This is a genomic window from Amycolatopsis vastitatis (assembly GCF_002234595.1).
GTDB lineage: Bacteria > Actinomycetota > Actinomycetes > Mycobacteriales > Pseudonocardiaceae > Amycolatopsis > Amycolatopsis vastitatis.
In genome coordinates, this window is the sequence record NZ_NMUL01000007.1 from 25,427 (window position 1) to 41,147 (window position 15,721).

Annotated in this window: 15 protein-coding genes; 14 read left to right on the forward strand and 1 reads right to left on the reverse strand. The window is 65.6% G+C overall.

Features of this window, described 5'->3' with window-relative positions; translation table 11 throughout:
• Window positions 1–24: 24 nt before the first annotated feature.
• The 6 genes from CF165_RS07315 to CF165_RS53770 all read left to right on the forward strand — a co-directional run bounded on the left by CF165_RS07315 (window position 25) and on the right by CF165_RS53770 (window position 7,573).
• Window positions 25–2,790 carry a hypothetical protein gene (locus CF165_RS07315; RefSeq protein ID WP_093946665.1) on the forward strand — a complete coding sequence of 922 codons (2,766 nt, stop codon included), beginning with the start codon at window positions 25–27 and terminating at the stop codon, window positions 2,788–2,790.
• 2 nt (window positions 2,791–2,792) lie between these two features.
• Window positions 2,793–4,304 carry a hypothetical protein gene (locus tag CF165_RS07320; protein ID WP_093946666.1) on the forward strand — a complete coding sequence of 504 codons (1,512 nt, stop codon included), beginning with the start codon at window positions 2,793–2,795 and terminating at the stop codon, window positions 4,302–4,304.
• A complete protein-coding gene (locus CF165_RS07325; RefSeq protein ID WP_143268464.1) occupies window positions 4,301–5,620 on the forward strand; it encodes a hypothetical protein in 1,320 nt (439 codons plus the stop codon). Before CF165_RS07320 ends, CF165_RS07325 begins: the two co-directional genes overlap by 4 nt.
• A gap of 200 nt (window positions 5,621–5,820) precedes the next feature.
• A complete protein-coding gene (locus CF165_RS49975; RefSeq protein WP_143268466.1) occupies window positions 5,821–6,105 on the forward strand; it encodes a hypothetical protein in 285 nt (94 codons plus the stop codon).
• A 449-nt stretch (window positions 6,106–6,554) separates the two neighbouring features.
• Entirely contained in the window at window positions 6,555–7,184 is a 630-nt protein-coding gene (locus CF165_RS49980) for a hypothetical protein (protein ID WP_143268468.1), read from the forward strand.
• 56 nt (window positions 7,185–7,240) lie between these two features.
• Complete coding sequence (locus tag CF165_RS53770; RefSeq protein WP_093946669.1) at window positions 7,241–7,573, forward strand: HIT family protein; 333 nt, start codon at window positions 7,241–7,243, stop codon at window positions 7,571–7,573.
• Between the two features lie 86 nt (window positions 7,574–7,659).
• Here the strand turns inward: CF165_RS53770 and CF165_RS51085 are convergent, their stop codons facing one another.
• On the reverse strand, window positions 7,660–8,550 hold the full coding sequence (locus tag CF165_RS51085) for an HNH endonuclease signature motif containing protein (protein ID WP_093946670.1): 891 nt from the start codon (window positions 8,548–8,550) through the stop codon (window positions 7,660–7,662).
• 334 nt (window positions 8,551–8,884) lie between these two features.
• On the opposite strand from CF165_RS51085, the gene CF165_RS53775 reads away from it, so the two are divergent.
• The 8 genes from CF165_RS53775 (at window position 8,885) to CF165_RS07370 (ending at window position 15,671) form a co-directional block, all read left to right on the forward strand.
• Window positions 8,885–9,028, forward strand: coding sequence for a DUF6221 family protein (locus CF165_RS53775; RefSeq protein WP_369126858.1), 144 nt, complete (start codon window positions 8,885–8,887; stop codon window positions 9,026–9,028).
• A 1,150-nt stretch (window positions 9,029–10,178) separates the two neighbouring features.
• Window positions 10,179–11,519 (forward strand): pentapeptide repeat-containing protein, encoded by a 1,341-nt coding sequence (locus CF165_RS07345; RefSeq protein WP_158226741.1) that lies wholly within the window; start codon window positions 10,179–10,181, stop codon window positions 11,517–11,519.
• Window positions 11,520–11,586: 67 nt separating this feature from the next.
• The gene (locus tag CF165_RS07350; protein WP_093946672.1) at window positions 11,587–11,952 is read left to right on the forward strand and encodes a hypothetical protein; all 366 of its coding nucleotides are present in this window, start codon (window positions 11,587–11,589) and stop codon (window positions 11,950–11,952) included.
• Window positions 11,953–12,277: 325 nt separating this feature from the next.
• Window positions 12,278–12,400, forward strand: coding sequence for a hypothetical protein (locus CF165_RS53380; RefSeq protein WP_276209721.1), 123 nt, complete (start codon window positions 12,278–12,280; stop codon window positions 12,398–12,400).
• A gap of 21 nt (window positions 12,401–12,421) precedes the next feature.
• On the forward strand, window positions 12,422–12,796 hold the full coding sequence (locus CF165_RS07355; RefSeq protein ID WP_093946673.1) for a hypothetical protein: 375 nt from the start codon (window positions 12,422–12,424) through the stop codon (window positions 12,794–12,796).
• 21 nt (window positions 12,797–12,817) lie between these two features.
• Window positions 12,818–14,566, forward strand: a complete 1,749-nt coding sequence (locus tag CF165_RS52025) for a DUF5131 family protein (RefSeq protein ID WP_205660793.1) — start codon at window positions 12,818–12,820, stop codon at window positions 14,564–14,566.
• Between the two features lie 435 nt (window positions 14,567–15,001).
• On the forward strand, window positions 15,002–15,283 hold the full coding sequence (locus CF165_RS07365; RefSeq protein ID WP_093946674.1) for a hypothetical protein: 282 nt from the start codon (window positions 15,002–15,004) through the stop codon (window positions 15,281–15,283).
• A 91-nt stretch (window positions 15,284–15,374) separates the two neighbouring features.
• Entirely contained in the window at window positions 15,375–15,671 is a 297-nt protein-coding gene (locus CF165_RS07370; protein WP_093946675.1) for a hypothetical protein, read from the forward strand.
• The last annotated feature ends 50 nt before the right edge of the window (window positions 15,672–15,721 follow it).

The window sequence follows — 15,721 nt, forward strand, 5'->3', positions numbered from 1 at the left end:
ATACACGATCCTGGAGGGGCCGGCATGACGGACATCTACGCGTTGCGGGCGTTGCGCGCACCGCGCCGAACCGAGGCAGCCGACGACTCGACGTTGGCCACTGAATGGTCGGAGGTGGATCCGGACATCCGTACCCATGTCCAGCGCTGGCAGTGGGGCGGCACGGAATTCGTCCCGCAGCTGCGCGAACTCGTCGCGAACAACGAGAATCCGGCCGGCCAGGCGCCTGCACTGGCCGAGGCTTTTCTGCGGCGCCCCACTGCGGTCACGGTGCTGGCGCTGCGCGGCGGTGTCGACCCGGCCGCCACCATGCCGGGGGAGGATGGCGGCCCGCCCGTTCCGATCCCCGGTCAGCCCGGCTTGTCGGTGCTCGATCGACTTGACCGATGGCTGGTCGCCCAGGACAACGAGCCGGAGCCGCCGGAACTCGACGAGTGGCTCCGTGCCGCCGCGCCACAGTCGCCCGTGGACGACGACGCCGATCACGACGGCGAAGTCGAACCGAGGCCGCTGCCGCTGGAGTCCCGGAGCGTTCTGTACAGGCTGTTCGGGATGACCTGGTCGCGGCTGCTGGATTCGTTGGCCGCGGCACTGCTGCTTCCGCAAGAAGCCGAGCTCGCGCAGCGCCTCAACCGGCTGCTGCTGGTCGCCGGAATGGTCGAGCGCCGGTCCTTCCACCGGCGGCCGCTGACCACGGGGGAGATCTCGAAGCTGCTGGCGCGCCGTACGCCGCTGCTGCCGGACCCGCCTTTCCCGGCGGTCCTGCCGGAGGATCAGGTGAAGCTGGTGCGGCGCGCGACGACCAGCGACCTGTTCGTCGTCCGCAAGGAGTGGCGTGGATACGTGGCGGACGAGATCGCCGAGATCCGCAACGTGATGACCGGTGAGCACCACGACAGCCGATTCATCCGCATCGACGAGTCCGAGCTGGTCGAAACGACCACCTCGTCGACCGATTCCACCACCGAAACGTCAGCGGAGATGTCGGACGAGTCGAATTTCACCGAGCAGAGCAAGCGGGAACTCGACTTGGCGATCGGCACGAAGGGGCAAGTCGATGTATCCGCGCAGTACAGTTCGGTGAGCCTCGACGTGTCCGCCGGGTTCACCGCCGACTTTTCGCTGAAGGACTCGACCGACCGGACCACGCAAATCGCCAAGAAGGCCATCGCGCGAGCCGCGTCGAAGATCGAGACCCAGACCCGGCAGGAACGGACGCGCAGGACGCTGACGCGGACCGAGCTGCGTGAACGGCACAAGCTCGACAACACGTCCGGGGACCACGTCCGGGGCGTGTACCGGTGGGTGGCGCGAGTGGACCGGTTTCAGATCTGGCGCTACCCGGACCGGTTGCAGCTGGAGTTCGAGGTGCCGGAGCCGGGCCGCTATCTGCTGAAGCAGCTGAAGAGCGTTCCCGCCCGAGCCGGCTCCGTCGGCAAACCCCCGGAATTCGCACTCCCCGCCGAGGGCCTCACCGGAGAAAACTACCTGGCACTGGCCGCCAAGTACGGGGCGACCGGTTTGCCGGAGCCGCCGCAGCCGGTGGTCGGGACGTCCGCGGCGATCGCGCTGATGGCCAAGGACCCCGGCACCGCACCGACCGCCGACTACTGGAACCCGCCGGTGCTCACCCAATCCGTGGAAGTGGCGGTGCCTCCCGGGTACGCGGTGGCCACTGTCAAAACCAACATCGAAGTGACCCCGTTCCACGCGATGTGGAAACGGGAGATGTCGGAGTCCGCGAACTATGACCGGCAGGAGAACCTGCACACGATCACCGCGACCGTGGCCGCCGGCGACCAGATGGTCTACGACAGCCAGGCCGGTCCGGGAAGCGGCCCGAACAGCATCATGTCTTCCGGCTCGCCCGACTACCTCGTGCAGTACATGGACGGACACCTGCACCACACCGGCGCGGAGCAGAGGCTCGCCGACCCGGTCGTCGTGAAACTGCCGATCTCGGTGTGCCTGGTCGGCGCCTGGGCCGGCAACGTCGGCATCGAACTGAAGTGCGAGCTCACCGAGCAGGCCAAAGCCGTCTGGGTGCGGGACGTCTACGACGCGGTGCGAGCCGCCTACGACGCCTGGCTCCGCGAGTGGCGTGCCGAGCAGGCCATGACCGGAAATCCCGCCGAGCTGGCTGAACGTTCTCCGCTTCGCAATGCGGAGATGGTGCAGAACGAGGTGCGCCGGCACGTCATCACGTGGCTGCTCGGCGAATCTCCTTTCCAAGGCAGGAATGCCGTCCCGGCCAGGGCGGTACCCCCGGCGCACGACAACACTCCGGACATCGACGTCCCCGCAGCGCTGAGCTCCGCCCCCACAATCCAGTTTCTCGAGCAGGCGCTGGAATGGTCCAACCTCGCGTGGGTCGCCTACCCGTACTACTGGGCAGGCCGCGGCCGTTGGCCGGAGCTGGTGGATCTCGAGACGGCCGACCCGGCGCTGGGCAGCTTCCTGCGGGCCGGGTCGATCCGGGTCGTCGTTCCGGCTCGGGTCGGGTTCGGTACCGCGGTGCTGCACTGGCTCACCTATCGGCAGCCGTGGCTCGGCGGTTCGTGCGCCCCGGTCCCCGGCCGGCCGATGTTCCTTTCGGTGGCTCGGGAGATTCGTGACCAGCTGATGCCGCCGTCGGACGGAGAACCCTGCGACAGCTGGGAGGTCGCCTTGCCGACGACGTTGCAGTGGCTGGACGACAAGGCCGCCGGACTGCCGTTGAACACGATGGGCCGGCTCGGGAAGCCACCGCACGAGCCACCGGACCCACTTCTCGGCGACGACGAGGTGTAGTCATGGCGGAGACAGCCGACTTCGTCGTGCAGTTGCCCGGCGAAGCACCCCGGCAGCCCGGAGAACCCGAGGCCGGGCGACTGACCGTCGATCTGGCGGTCGCGTTCGCCGAACACCGATCCATCCCGGTCGAAGTCAGCGAAGCGGGGATCGCCGACGTGGCCGACACCTTGCACCGCGTCGGCGGGGAGGCACTGGTGCGTGAGTTCAGCCGTGCCTTGGGGAATCGCGTGCAAGACGCGCCCCGTGAAGAGGCGATCCGGGCATCCGAAGCGCTTCGGATCCTCGAACGGCACATCACCTCGCTGCGAGCCGAGTCGATCGCCTGTCTGGAGGCGCTCGACTCGGCTGCCCGCCAGGTGTTCGAGCATGACCTGACCCTGGCGACGGTCGAGGGGCAGCCGGGCAAGTTCGGGTTCGACGTCGACCAGGAAGGTCACCCTTCCGTCCCACCGGACGGCGAAAGCCACACCAGGTATCGGAAGCTCAGATCCTTGGTCGCGGAACTGGACACGTTGCGTCGCGCCGTCAAGCGGTGGAACTTCACGATTCCGCCGAACGCCCCCACCGCGCGCCGCCAGTTCGAGGAATCGGCGCTGGGACCGTACACACAAAGATTGAAGTTCGCGGCGGAACTGTACCCGGCGCTGATCACGACCGCGCCGAGGCTGTTGAAGGAGCTGGAAGGCGAAGCGCCGGCCGACATCGCGCGGTGGGCGGCCGACCCCGGGAACGAAACTCGCCTCGACGAGGTCATCCAGGGAGAAGTGGTGCGAGCGTTCAAGGATCTGCGCCAGAGCCAGCCGAAGTACCGGGACGGTGTCCTGTCGGGCGCCGACCGCGCGATGGAAGCGGCCAGATCGGCCGTCGAGCGGTACTGGGACGACTCGCCCGCCGAAGTCCTGGGCCGGCTGCATCCACTGTGGAAACACCGGTTCCTGGTCCAGTCCGCGCTGGAACTGCAGAGCTACCGGCCCGGCGACCACGGCTATGCCGTCGGTATCGACTCCCTCTACGCGGCGATGGCCGCCCAAGAACGGAGCCGCGCGGAAGCCGAAGACATCGACAGGATGATCGGCTGGGCGTCGATCGGGTTCGGAGTGCTCACCCTGATCCCGGTCGTCGGCCAGTTGGCGCTCGTGGCCATGGTCGCCATCACGGCGATCCAGACGCTGGAAGAAGCCCAGAAGTACGCAACCGAGACGGTCGCCAATCAAGCGCTCGGGCACCAGGCGCGTCGCTACGACGTGCCTGAGCCCGACGCGACCGGGCTCATCTGCAACGTCTTGTCCCTGACCGCGGACGTCGCTCTGCCGGTGATCGGAAAGCTGCTCGCCAAAACCGTGCTTCGCCCGACGAGCCGCGTGATCGCGGCCACCCGGGTCAGGACAGTGTTGACCGTGGGGGAGCACTCCGCCAACCTGGCCGGCCTTCTGGTGTCCGCGAACGCCGCCGCGGTCGAGCGCGAGTTGCGTCGACTGCAACTGCTCCCCGGGGAAAGCGGACGAAAATGACCAGCTTCGTGGGAAAATTGGAGAATGCGGCGGAAGAGGCAGTAACGCACACCCACGTACCGCCGCCCAAGGCCGGCCCGGAACCGCCGCTGCACGCCGGGGGTGAACTGCCCCACGCCCACCCCGAGGTGAGCGTCCCGGTCGCCGTGCGTACGGTAGTCGACCACGCCGCTCTCGAGCGGGCACTGGAGGGCGCTGGTTCGGCGGTTTCGGCCGGTGACTCCGCTCGCCTCGTCGTGATCGCCGAGAAGAAGCTGGCCGGCCGCGCTGTCGAGGCCCTGAGTGCCGCCGAGCGACAGCAGCTTGTCGACGCTCTGCGGCAGGAACTCGTCAAGCTGTCTCCTGGTGCAGCAGAACGGCGACGCCGGCTGCTTGCCGATGCGAAAGCGATGTTCTCCGCCGAAAACGGCTCCACGCTGATCGTCTCGACCGCGTCAGCGCCGGGAGGGACCTGGGTGTTCTTCCATGACGGCTCCAAGACGTCACCGGTGATCGGGGGAGAATCGTTCTTCCCCGATCTTCCCGGTACACCGGTCCCCGCGAAAAGACCGGATCCGAAGAAAGCCGGTATCGCCGGTAGCCCGAGTTGGCGGACCGCGAGTGGCGGGCTCGTGACGAAGCCTCCTCCGCTGCCGGCCAAACCGGTGACAGTGCCCAGCGGCCTGGACGCACAGGCTCTCGAGAAGGCCCCGGATATCGTGCTCGGCGAGATCGCCCGTGCGCGGACGGCAGCCGTCGAAGCGGCCGAAAGACAGGCAGCGCCGGTCAAGCTGTCCGCGGCACCCGGGAGCCGGAGAGCCGGCCAACGGATCGCCCGCATCACCAAGGTCTACCCGGAGGTGCCCGGCGGAGTGTGGGACGAGTGCACCGTGGCCGAAGGGGTCACCGGCCCCGAGGTCGATCGAATGCCGGATTCGGAGATGGACAAAGTACTGCCGACGATCGGTTCACTGACCGACGACCCGAAGCTGCAGGGGATGGCGCGAATGCACGCATTCGGCCCGATACTCGGCGACGAGACCCTCGCCGGGGTCGCCTACGGCCCGCATGTGGCCGCCAACCTCCTGGCCAGCGGCCATACCGAGGGCTTCGCGCGTGTCGGAGCGAAGCAGACTGGGCGCTTGAACGTGAAGGCGGGGACTCCGGTCAAAGTCAGCCAGTACGTCAAGTATCGGCCGGTCAAGGGGTCCAAAGCCGGACGGTATCCGTTCGTGGTCGCCGTGAAGTATGAGTACACGCTCGAATCGGGTGCGCGGACGGTGGCGGTCATCGACATTTCGCCAAGAGGCGAGGTGACGTACTACATCGATCGTTGACGGCGACAGCAGCACACGCGCCGTTCCTCACCTCGGGCCGCGATCGCCTCGCGCCGGAAAGCATCACCCGCGACACACCAGGTTCGGGACGAGGGCGCGATGTCGCGAGTCGAGCTGGGGAGCGCCTGGAGCTGCGACGCGCCCGGGTGGAGGACAGACGGCGGGCGTGATCGGCCACGGTTCTCGCGCTGGCACGGCTGTTGGAAGAGGACGAGCGCGAGGAAATCGGCCATTGTCTCGCCGAAGGCGTGCAGAGCATCGACATAGGGGACGCGGCACCCGAGGAGGTGCCCTTGCGCCGCATCGGCAGCGGTCAAGTGCGCTGGACGCGCCCCAAACTTGACCTGGTCCTCAAGGACCCCGGGCATGATCAACTGCAAGATCAAGAGCAAGCGCAAGAAAGCCGCCTGACCTGGGCTTACACCCAGGCCAAGCGACTCTTCGATCCGGTCGGGCTGACAGGATTCGAACCTGCGACCCCTTGACCCCCAGGCACTTAACAGGCGTAAAAGTGCTGGTCAAAGCCGCTATCTGCCTGACTGTAGCAGTCTGCTGACGTCCGTAAACGTCCGCTGGAGTCCTCGGTCATCGTCAGGCAGTTGGTCAGGCAGCGGGCCGTGCTGAGGCTCACCGTACGGCGATGCTGGACGGCTTTTGAACGGATCTTGAAACCTAGGCCTTGGCCTCCACAAAGGCTCCGTCAGGGGGCGCCTTGGGGGTGTATTGGGGGTAGCAGGCCATCGTGGCCGCCGCTGCAGCCTGGTCCTCGACGGCCTGAGGACCTATCAACACGCGAGCGAGAGCTGGGGTCTGCCGTCACGGAGCTGGCCTTAAGCTGTGACCTGTTGCATCGGAGTAGCTACTTTGCGTAGCAAATGGTGGCTGAAGTCTGGCTGGAGCGATCGTGTCGGTGGTGCGAGCTATCGTCTGCCCTATGGTGACCTTCATCGTTGCTTCGGCTTCGGCTCAGCCGCCTCCGTCGACGCCTCCGTCGGTAGCCCCTGTTGAGGCGTCCAACGCTGTGATCAACTTGTCGGCGGCACAAGCAACACTCCTGGTGGGGGTGACTGCAGCTCTGATTACCCTCGCGACTACCGCGCTGGTTGGGCGGAGAGAAAGTCGTCGCTATAGGGTGGAATTTGCCACAAGGCAGCTCAACGAGTTATATGCACCAATCAAGCTTCTTTTGGCGCAGGACGCCGTTCTCGCAAATCAGCTAAAGGGAGGTTCGTCAGATGGTAAACATTTGCTTGAGGACGTGAACTCGATCTTAGCGGACGCGGGAAGGCTTGCTATAGCTAAGCAGATAGTTGCAATAAACAGGAAAATCTCCGGCGTGTTGGAATCTAAATCTGGACTCTGTAGCGGCCCAATACCGGTCTCATTCTCCAAGTTTCTTGGACATTATTATATGCTGGATAGGGCGGTTTCGGGAGAGCCCTTCGTGCCGAATGCGGAATTCGAGTATTTCCCGAAGCAATTTGAGCAAGATATTGATTCCGGCTACGAATCATTGCGCACGGGAGTGGTGAAGGGACTGGGGCCTTGGTACCGCCGCCGGTAGAGCTAAGTGCGTCCCAAGGTGTTCAGTCGTGCCGTTTCTGTGCAATTACTGAGCAAGTGTCGACGAATGGCCTTATTGCCGTAATTGACGACGCGTACCCGGTCTCGTTCGGCCATAAGTTGGTCGTCCCGAGGAGGCATGTGGTCAGTCCATTTGATTTGACGTCCGACGAGTCTTTGCAAGTATGGAGAATGATTCGCGATCTCCGCGAAAAAATGATGGCCAATGATTCGAGTATTGAAGGGTTTAACGTCGGATTCAATTCCGGTCGCGCCGCAGGGCAGACAGTGCTACATGCTCACATCCACCTTATTCCGCGTCGCATTGGAGATACGCCTGAGCCGCGCGGCGGGGTTCGAGGTGTTATTCCTGCGCGAATGGCGTACTAGATCCGCCTTCGAGGAGGTGTGGATCGCGGTAGGTGGGCGCCTCGCAATTCTATCATTCGAAAGTTTGTAGCGGGGCGAGGGTGACCTCATCTTGTGCTGAGAGCCTGCTGGTGGAGCTCGGCAGCTCGTATCCGGAGGTGGCGCTTGAGAGCTCCGCGGTGGCGGCCGCGGGTTTTGGTTGCGTGGCAGTTCGGGCATAGGGCGATCATGCGGCTGGGGTGATCCGGGCCGCCGAGGGCGAGGTCGTCGACGTGATCGACCTCAAGGATTGCGGAGCCGTCGCTGGTGGTGTCTGCGGGCATGCCGGTGCAGCGATCGTTCTCGCAGCTGTTCGCGGCGCGGAGCAGCACGGCGTCGCGTGCCTTGCGGTTGCGCTGGTAGTGGTTACGTGCCTTCTTCGTCGGCGGAGATCCCGGCTCGGTGCTGTTGGGTGTCTCGCCCAATTCCTGCAGGTAGTCCTGATACGTCGTGTTATTCGTGCCGTCGGCTGCGGGCGACGACGTTGGGTGGGGTGGCGGGTCGTCGAGGATCTCGAGGTCGTCGATGAGGTCAAAAATGTGGTGCGGCCACGTTGCCGAATCTGGACTCGGTACTGCCATTATCAGGAACGAGTACTCGAGGCGCAGCTGCCCGGAATCGTCGGGCGCCCACACCTGGGCGCGGTCAAGGACTGCAACCCAGGTCACGAACCTGAACGCCGCGCCGGCGGGGCGGTACCAGAACCGAACAGCGTGGTGTTGGCATCGTGCCTGGTCCAACAGCTTGTTGCCTCGCACCAGCTGCTGGTGCCCAGCCCGACCATCGCCGCGGTACTCAAACGGCTTCACCGCATCGGGGGGTTCATCGGCGTAGGGGCCGTTCTCGTCGGAGAAGGCGTTGACGATGTCCTCGCCGGGGAAGCGAACAATCCCGGCGACACCGTTTCCGCCGTACGCGGCCTTAATGGCAGTCCGGTTCGGGTACTCGTCGCCCAGCACAGGAGGGGAGAGCTGCGCCGCCGTTACGCCGCTGCCCGGACGCCGCGCCCGGCCCGCAGCGGCGTGCTCGGCTCGCTGGTAACGCGGCCAAGGTCACCTGATCGTGGAGTGGTGACCGCGTTGAGCAAGCAGCGCCGCGCGGAACACCCTGGCAGGATCCGGGACGTGGACGAACCCGACGGTGCCGGCCGCGGGCGCCGAGGATGGGCACGTGCCGACGCGCGACGTCGTCTAGTACGACGACGAGGGCCGCCCGATCGGTGAGCTGACCACCTGGCTGCGCGCCCAGGTCGCGACCGGTGACACGCGGGCGGCGCGGAGCGCGGAGCACGTCCTGGACTACTACGAGCAGAAGTGCAGCGAGGCCGCGACCAACCCCGCCGTCGAGATGCAGTGCCGGCTGATCTGGTCGGTGATCCAGCGTCTCGCCCTCCCGTACGCGGACCGCTCCGGCTACCGCGACGAGTGGCGGCCGTGATCTGCACCAACTCGCCAAGGTCGAACATGTGCTCTAAGTCCAGGTGAGCGTCGGGCAGGCTGGGAAAGTGCCGCCTTCTGACCTGTATTACGGTTCGGCGATGTTCCACCTTGGGGGTGGGAGGCTTGGAGCCGCTGAGCTCAACCCGACCTTGCGATACTCCACAGCACTCCAACCTGGGAGCCTATGGCCGGCGCAATCACCTTCGCTGAGGCCCGGAGACTCATCGTCAGCCTGATCTTGACCACCTTGCCCTTCAATGCCGTGACCAGTCGAACTGCGCTGATCAGCAATACGGTGCAGGCAAGCGAGCAAGAGACAGCTTGAAACGACAGCATCCAGTCGGAGATCGAGTTCAGCTCAGCGACTATCTGAAGCCTACCGTCGGGCGCGCAGCCGCAGACACTTGCCTCCGGAGGGTTAAGAGCGCTCGACCATATAAATTTGCCTCTACCTGTGGAAACGTTCCATGCGAGCTGTGCTGGAGCCGATCGTTGGACACGCATTGGGCGTGGGGTACGCCAGGAGTTGCCTCGGCAGCCGGAATATGGGGCGACCTAGTAGGACTCCGCCTTGCTGTTGAGCGAGCCAGGTGGGGGCCGATCCGGGGGATATGGGAGCGAGCCATAGACCGGCGAGAGCCCGATGCTTGCAGCCGCCGGTCGGTCGCGTGGGTGCCGGAGGCAGGCCCCGTGCGTGCCGGCCGATAGCGTCGCGGCCCACGGACGGAGGGGCTGCCTTGACGGAGAAAAGAAACCTTGAGCACAACTGCGCTCCGTTGACCCCAGGCACTTGACGGCCACGAAACGCCTGGTCAGATGCTCTACCCGTCTGACTGTAGCAGTCCGCAGGAGCCTGCTGTCATCGTCAGAAAGCTGGTCAGGCAACGGGGCTGGCACGGCTAGCCTTCCAGGCTTGTTAACTGAGGGTGACGTGCGGTCTGGTAGTCAGGCCGACCGGCAGGTGACAGCGGCGTAGCACAGACCTGGGCGTGAACGATTAATAGTGTGTGATGAAGCGGGAGATGCCTGCGGCGCGGCGACGTGGCCTCGGATTGTTAGCGATCGGTGCGGTGGCACTCTTGGCCGCAATGGCCGTCGGATTCGATTGGGTGGACTGGTCGACATTGGGCAGGTGGGTGCGTGCACGCGTGGTCCTGCTGCTCTTAGCTGTCACCGCGGGCGGATGCGTGGCCGCGGGTGTGCGACTGCTGTTGCGTGGTGCGCGGACCGAGCTTACTCCCCGTCCGTTCTCGTGGTGGTGGGTTGGGGTTGCGCTTCCGTTGAGCGTGACCGTCGGTTCTGCTGTCGCCGCGCTGCTCTGGGGCGATACTCGGGCTGAGCATCGAGATGCCTTCGATGCGGGTTGGAAGAGCGCAGCCGCCGTTCTCGCCATTTTGGCTGCGCTCGTCACGGTAGAAAGACTCCGGTTGGGGCAGCGGGAGCACTATCGTCTGTTGGCAGCAGATGAAGCGAGAGAAATCAACGAACTCTCCGCAAAGGCTAGTGAGCAATTGGGCAATGATAAAGCGGCGGTCCGCATTGGAGGTCTTACTGACCTCGAACGCCTTGCTCAGATCCATGTCGACCTGCGACAGACTGTGGTTGATCGGATTTGCGCTTACTTGCGTGGGCCATATCGGCCGCCGCCTGGAAGTCGGGAGGCCAGGAGATATCCTTGGGAAGTTCCGATTGAAGATTACTCTGAATCTCAAAATAAGGTCGAATCTGGCGAGCAGTTAATAGACGAGCAAGAAATTGCTGCTCGTCGACTTGAGTTGGACGTTCGCAGGACGGCGCAGCAGATTCTGAGAAGACATTTAACGCCAGAGGACAAAGACGCATTCTGGTCTAGTATCAGCCTCGACCTGAGAGACGCTTCCTTGGTTGAATTTAGTCTATCGAACTGTCAACTTGCCGAAGGGGATTTCGAAGGTGCAACGTTTTACCGGATGGCAGGATTTAGTGGGACTGCATTTGAAAACGTAGCAGATTTTGATCGCGCCACCTTCACTGATGAAGCCAGTTTTGCTGAAGCAAGATTTCACACGAGCGCTTTTTTTAGTGGTGCGAGTTTTGCAGACACCGTCTCGTTTAGGGGCGCAAGATTCGATGAATCCTTGCGGTTTGTTTACGCTGAGGCTGCATCGTCCATAGATTTTGAGGATGCGCAGTTCAAGAGGCCGACAGGCTTTCTATCAACGAAATTTCTCGGTGATGCAAGATTCAAGGGTGCGAAATTTCTGGACTGGGTCGATTTTGGAGATACATTCTTTCGGCGGAGAGCAGTTTTTTCAAATGCTTCGTTTGTTGGGCCAGTGAACTTCGAAGGGGTAAAGTTTGGAGCCCGCGCAACGTTCGACGGAGTGCTTATCGGTGAAGGAATATCGTTTGAAGACGTTGTAGTCACGAATGTCAAAGGTGGCCACATTTGGCCCCCTAGTTGGTCCCTGAAAGATGGCGAGTTGGTCCACGGCGCTTCGGCAGATTGAAGGGTGTCGAGACGCGGCGGGGACGGCGCCGGACTGATCAAACGGCACGGCTGGTAGGCCGTATCCGGTGTCCCTCACCGGGTCGCTGACCAAGGACGAACAGAAAATGCTGGTCACGCGGGCGCTGGAGCTGCGCGGCGGCGCCATCGTGGCCGCCGCGCAGCGTGAAGCCGAGCGGGACGAGTTGGCCGACATCCTCGTCGTCACGCAAGCACTGCCCCCGCGGGAAGGGGAACCTCACCCCCGCGCTGCCGCGGTGGCGGAGGCCATGCGGGACCGCTGGAACATCTACCAGGACTGGAGGCTGGAGACCGTCACGGCGGCTCTGGCCGGCGCGGGTTACAAGGTCCCGACTACCGACCGTAAGTTCCTGGTCGACCCGGTGAGGATCGCCGCGGCGATCGCCAGCCGGGACAGCAACCTCGACGAATGAGGCGCCGCCGCCGGACCCGCAGATCGCAAATCCGGGGTCCTGCGGGTACGGCGGCGGGCCGACGCATCCCCCTCATTCCGCTCATTTCGACTCATTTTCGCTGGTAGAAGCCCAACTCATCCCGGAATGAGTAACTCATCCCGATGAGGTCGAACTCATTCGCAGCTCATTCGCGGACTCATCCGTCCGCCACACCCCGCTGACGCGTAGATCGGTACCCCTACCGCCCTGCCGACAACTACTCACAGTAGCAGTCGGGTGGGTGAGGGGCGCCATCATCCTGCACCCGAGCCCGGCATCAGATGCCGGGGAGGAGCGCCGTCTCATGACCACCATCACCTCCACTCCCTCGCCGCGGCTGCGGTGGTGCTGCCGCTCGTGCGGTGCCCGCAACCGGATGCGCCAGCGGGTGTGCCACCGCTGCCGCCAGAACCGCCCCCGCCACTGACCACCGAAGGAGGACCCGCGCATGGACGAGCACACCCACGTCGGCGGCGGACCGCCGGACGCGCTCGCAGTGCCCACCGTCGTCACGATCCCGTGGCTCGAGTATCGGGCCCTGGTCGCCGACGCCGGCCACTGGCGGCTGTTCGCCACCAGCCCGCACGTGGCCGAACTGCTCGCCGAGTGGGACCGCCGCCGCGCCACCCGCGACACCTCGAACGCCGTGGCTGCCGCCGCCGACTGGCGAGCAATCGCCTCCGCGCCGACGTATGCCGAACTCGCCGCCCGCCGGGCCGTGGCCACCACCGACCCGCTGACCCCGGACCAGATCCGTGCCCGTACCAGCGAGTCGTGGGCGCGGGTGCAGGACTGGATCACCGCCCGCCGCACCGCCGCCTGAACCAGGAAGGACCCCTGACCCATGAGCCAGAGCACCACGATCGAATGGACGGACGCGACCTGGAACCCGGTCACCGGGTGCACCGAGGTCTCGCCGGGTTGCGATCACTGCTATGCCCGCACCTTCGCGGAGCGGTGGCGCGGCGTCGACGGCCACCACTTCGAGCGCGGATTCGACGTCCAGCTGAGGCCGGGGAAGCTCGACCTGCCGCTGCGGTGGCGGAAGCCGCGCCGCGTGTTCGTGAACAGCATGTCCGACCTGTTCCACGACGACGTGCCGGACGAGTTCATCGGCTCGGTGTTCGAAGTCATGGCCAGGACACCGCAGCACACCTACCAGATCTTGACCAAGCGGCACGCGAGGATGCGATCACTCCTCACCAAGTGGGGCGAGCAGGGCGCCGCGGAGCCGTGGGCCGGACCAGGCACGGCGGTGTTCCGTCGGCACGACCTGATGTGGGTGGGCCCGGTCTCGTGGCCGCTGCCGAACGTGTGGCTCGGCGTGTCCACCGAGGACCAGAAGCGGGCTGCCATCAGGATCCCGGCACTGCTCGATACCCCGGCCGCGGTGCGGTGGATCTCCGCCGAACCGCTGCTCGGGCCGATCAACCTGGGGAACCTCGACACGCGTGAGGGCCCGGTCGACGCGCTACTCGGCAACCTGGACCACGTCCGCTGGAACGACGGACAGGTCACGGCGATGAACAACCCGCGGCCGCTGCCGCGCCTGGACTGGGTGGTCGTCGGCGGCGAGTCCGGGCACGGCGCCCGGCCGATGGCCCCCGGGTGGGCACGCGCACTCCGTGACCGGTGCGTCGCCGCGGGCGTGCCGTTCCTGTTCAAGCAGTGGGGCGGCCGAACCCCGAAAGCGGGCGGGCGCGAGCTGGATGGCCACGTGGACCGAATTCCCCGACGCCATCCAGCCACTGCGGTGACCGACACCCCGCCGCCTCACTCACCGACCCGGAAAGGGATCCTCGCCATGACCACCACCGAACCCGCCACCGCGCCAGTCGGCACGGTGCCCGACCGGCCGCGCACCCCGATCCCCGCCGCCGACACGCTGTTGGTCGAGCTGGCCACCCCGTTCCACAACGGCCTGGCCCCGATGGTCGGGCAGAGCACCGACGTGCCCGGGCTGCTGCTGACGCCCTACGCGGCGGGTACGCCGCTGCGCTACACCGGCGACTGGTGCGTCACCCACGCCGCCACCGGCACCCGGGTGTCGCTGCCCGCGTCGCATCTGCACACCCGCGAAGCCCTCCAGTGGCTCGGCGGGCGCGGCGTGGACTGGACCCAACCCGTCCCAGCGATCCTCGACGACCCGGCCGCCAAGGAGGCGCACACCCGGCTGTTCTACGAGCTGTGGGAGGCCCGCGAGGATCACCGGCCGCTGGTTTACGCCCGCACCTCGTGGCGGGAGTGGCCGCCGCGCTACCGCATCCGCCACCGCGGCATGGTCTCCGCCGAAGCGTTCGACACCTTCGAGGCCGCCGCCGAACTCGCCGAAGACGCCGTCACCACGCCCGACGGCGCGCTGCACCTGCACCCCGACGCGGAAATCTGCCGCGAGCACCGCGGACCGGGCTGGGGCCTGCGCTGCGCCTCGATCCAGTGCGGTGACACGTCCTGGCTCGTGGACTGGGCCGGAGACGAGTGGCAAGCCCTCGGGACCCGTGACGACATCGCCATCCTGGCCCGCGAGGAGGACTGGGCCGCCCACCCCGGCGGCTACTGGACCTGCCCCGACTGCTCCCGCCAGTACCACTGACCACATCGGACACACCGAACTCCGAGGACGTCATGAGTCTCTACTTCGACTTCGCCGACTGGTGGATCGGCTATTACCGCGGCCCGAATCACCACTACGTCTGCCCCGTGCCAACGGTCGTCATCCGCTGGCGGCGCCGGGGGCTGACCGAACCCCCACCCCGATCCGCGAACGGAGGTGAACGTCCAGGGCCCGCCGGTATCCGTGGGTGCTGGCCCGGGGACAGTCGGTGGTTGAGTCGAGCGTGCCCCCAGGGCCTGACGACAAGGGGTGACGAATACGAGCGGCGTGACATACAAGACAGTCGAACAAAGGTTCGACTGAGAGGTAGAGTCTGGCGCGGCGGTGCTGACTCGCAGGGAAGTGCGGGCCGGCACCGCCCCCACCGCTCTACCTGACCAAACCGCCCGGCCGCGAGCCGGAAGGAGCACAACCATGACCAACCCGACGACGTCGTCCCTCACGGCCCAGGACGCGGCCGCCCGGATCTTCGCCGCGGCCGCCGAGCTGGGCGTCAGCCGCCAGGAAGCGATCCTGATCACCAAGGCCGTAAACGCCGTTCGCACCGGTAAGCCCACGGATGTGCCGCTGACCGACACCCAGCAGCACCGACGCCGCCGAATCGCCCACGTCGTCGGAACTCTGCTGTACGACCCGGCGCTCAACCCGGCCGAAGTGGTCGCCGTGGTGACCGGCGCCAGTCTCGCGACCGCGTAGCCGTCGCACGAGGGCGCGAGCATCGTGGACACTCCCTACACCCGCTGGTACGGCGACAGCCTGCACGGCCGGTTCGAAGATCCTCACCCCAGTGTGGGTCCGGTTGGACGCGATCTTCGTGCGGATCAAGGGCGCGCCGCATCACGTGATCGACGACGGGCTCGACTTCACCGGCGAAGTCCACGGACTGCTGCACGGCTGGTGTCCGACCAGCCGCGGAGACTGGCTCGGCGTGGTCGACTTCGACATCTCCTTCGTCGACGGCCGACGCCGCAAGATCCGTGCCGTCGACCAGCTGGTACCGCTCTACGCCCTGCGACCCCGCGGCGAACCGGACGAGACCGGCGGAGACCCGGGCGAAGACAGCAGCCCTGCGCCGGCGGTCTGAACCTGACGCGCGGCCCCCTCTCACGTGAGTCCGGGAACCGCCAGCACCCC

What these genes read in the sequence shown, in the direction of transcription:
- CF165_RS07320 (WP_093946666.1), top strand. Translation starts at nt 2,793, where the DNA reads ATGGCGGAGACAGCCGACTTCGTCGTGCAGTTGCCCGGCGAAGCACCC.
- CF165_RS07365 (WP_093946674.1), top strand. Translation starts at nt 15,002, where the DNA reads ATGACCAACCCGACGACGTCGTCCCTCACGGCCCAGGACGCGGCCGCC.
- CF165_RS53380 (WP_276209721.1), top strand. Translation starts at nt 12,278, where the DNA reads ATGACCACCATCACCTCCACTCCCTCGCCGCGGCTGCGGTGGTGCTGC.
- CF165_RS52025 (WP_205660793.1), top strand. Translation starts at nt 12,818, where the DNA reads ATGAGCCAGAGCACCACGATCGAATGGACGGACGCGACCTGGAACCCG.
- CF165_RS07325 (WP_143268464.1), top strand. Translation starts at nt 4,301, where the DNA reads ATGACCAGCTTCGTGGGAAAATTGGAGAATGCGGCGGAAGAGGCAGTA.
- CF165_RS49980 (WP_143268468.1), top strand. Translation starts at nt 6,555, where the DNA reads ATGGTGACCTTCATCGTTGCTTCGGCTTCGGCTCAGCCGCCTCCGTCG.
- CF165_RS07355 (WP_093946673.1), top strand. Translation starts at nt 12,422, where the DNA reads ATGGACGAGCACACCCACGTCGGCGGCGGACCGCCGGACGCGCTCGCA.
- CF165_RS07315 (WP_093946665.1), top strand. Translation starts at nt 25, where the DNA reads ATGACGGACATCTACGCGTTGCGGGCGTTGCGCGCACCGCGCCGAACC.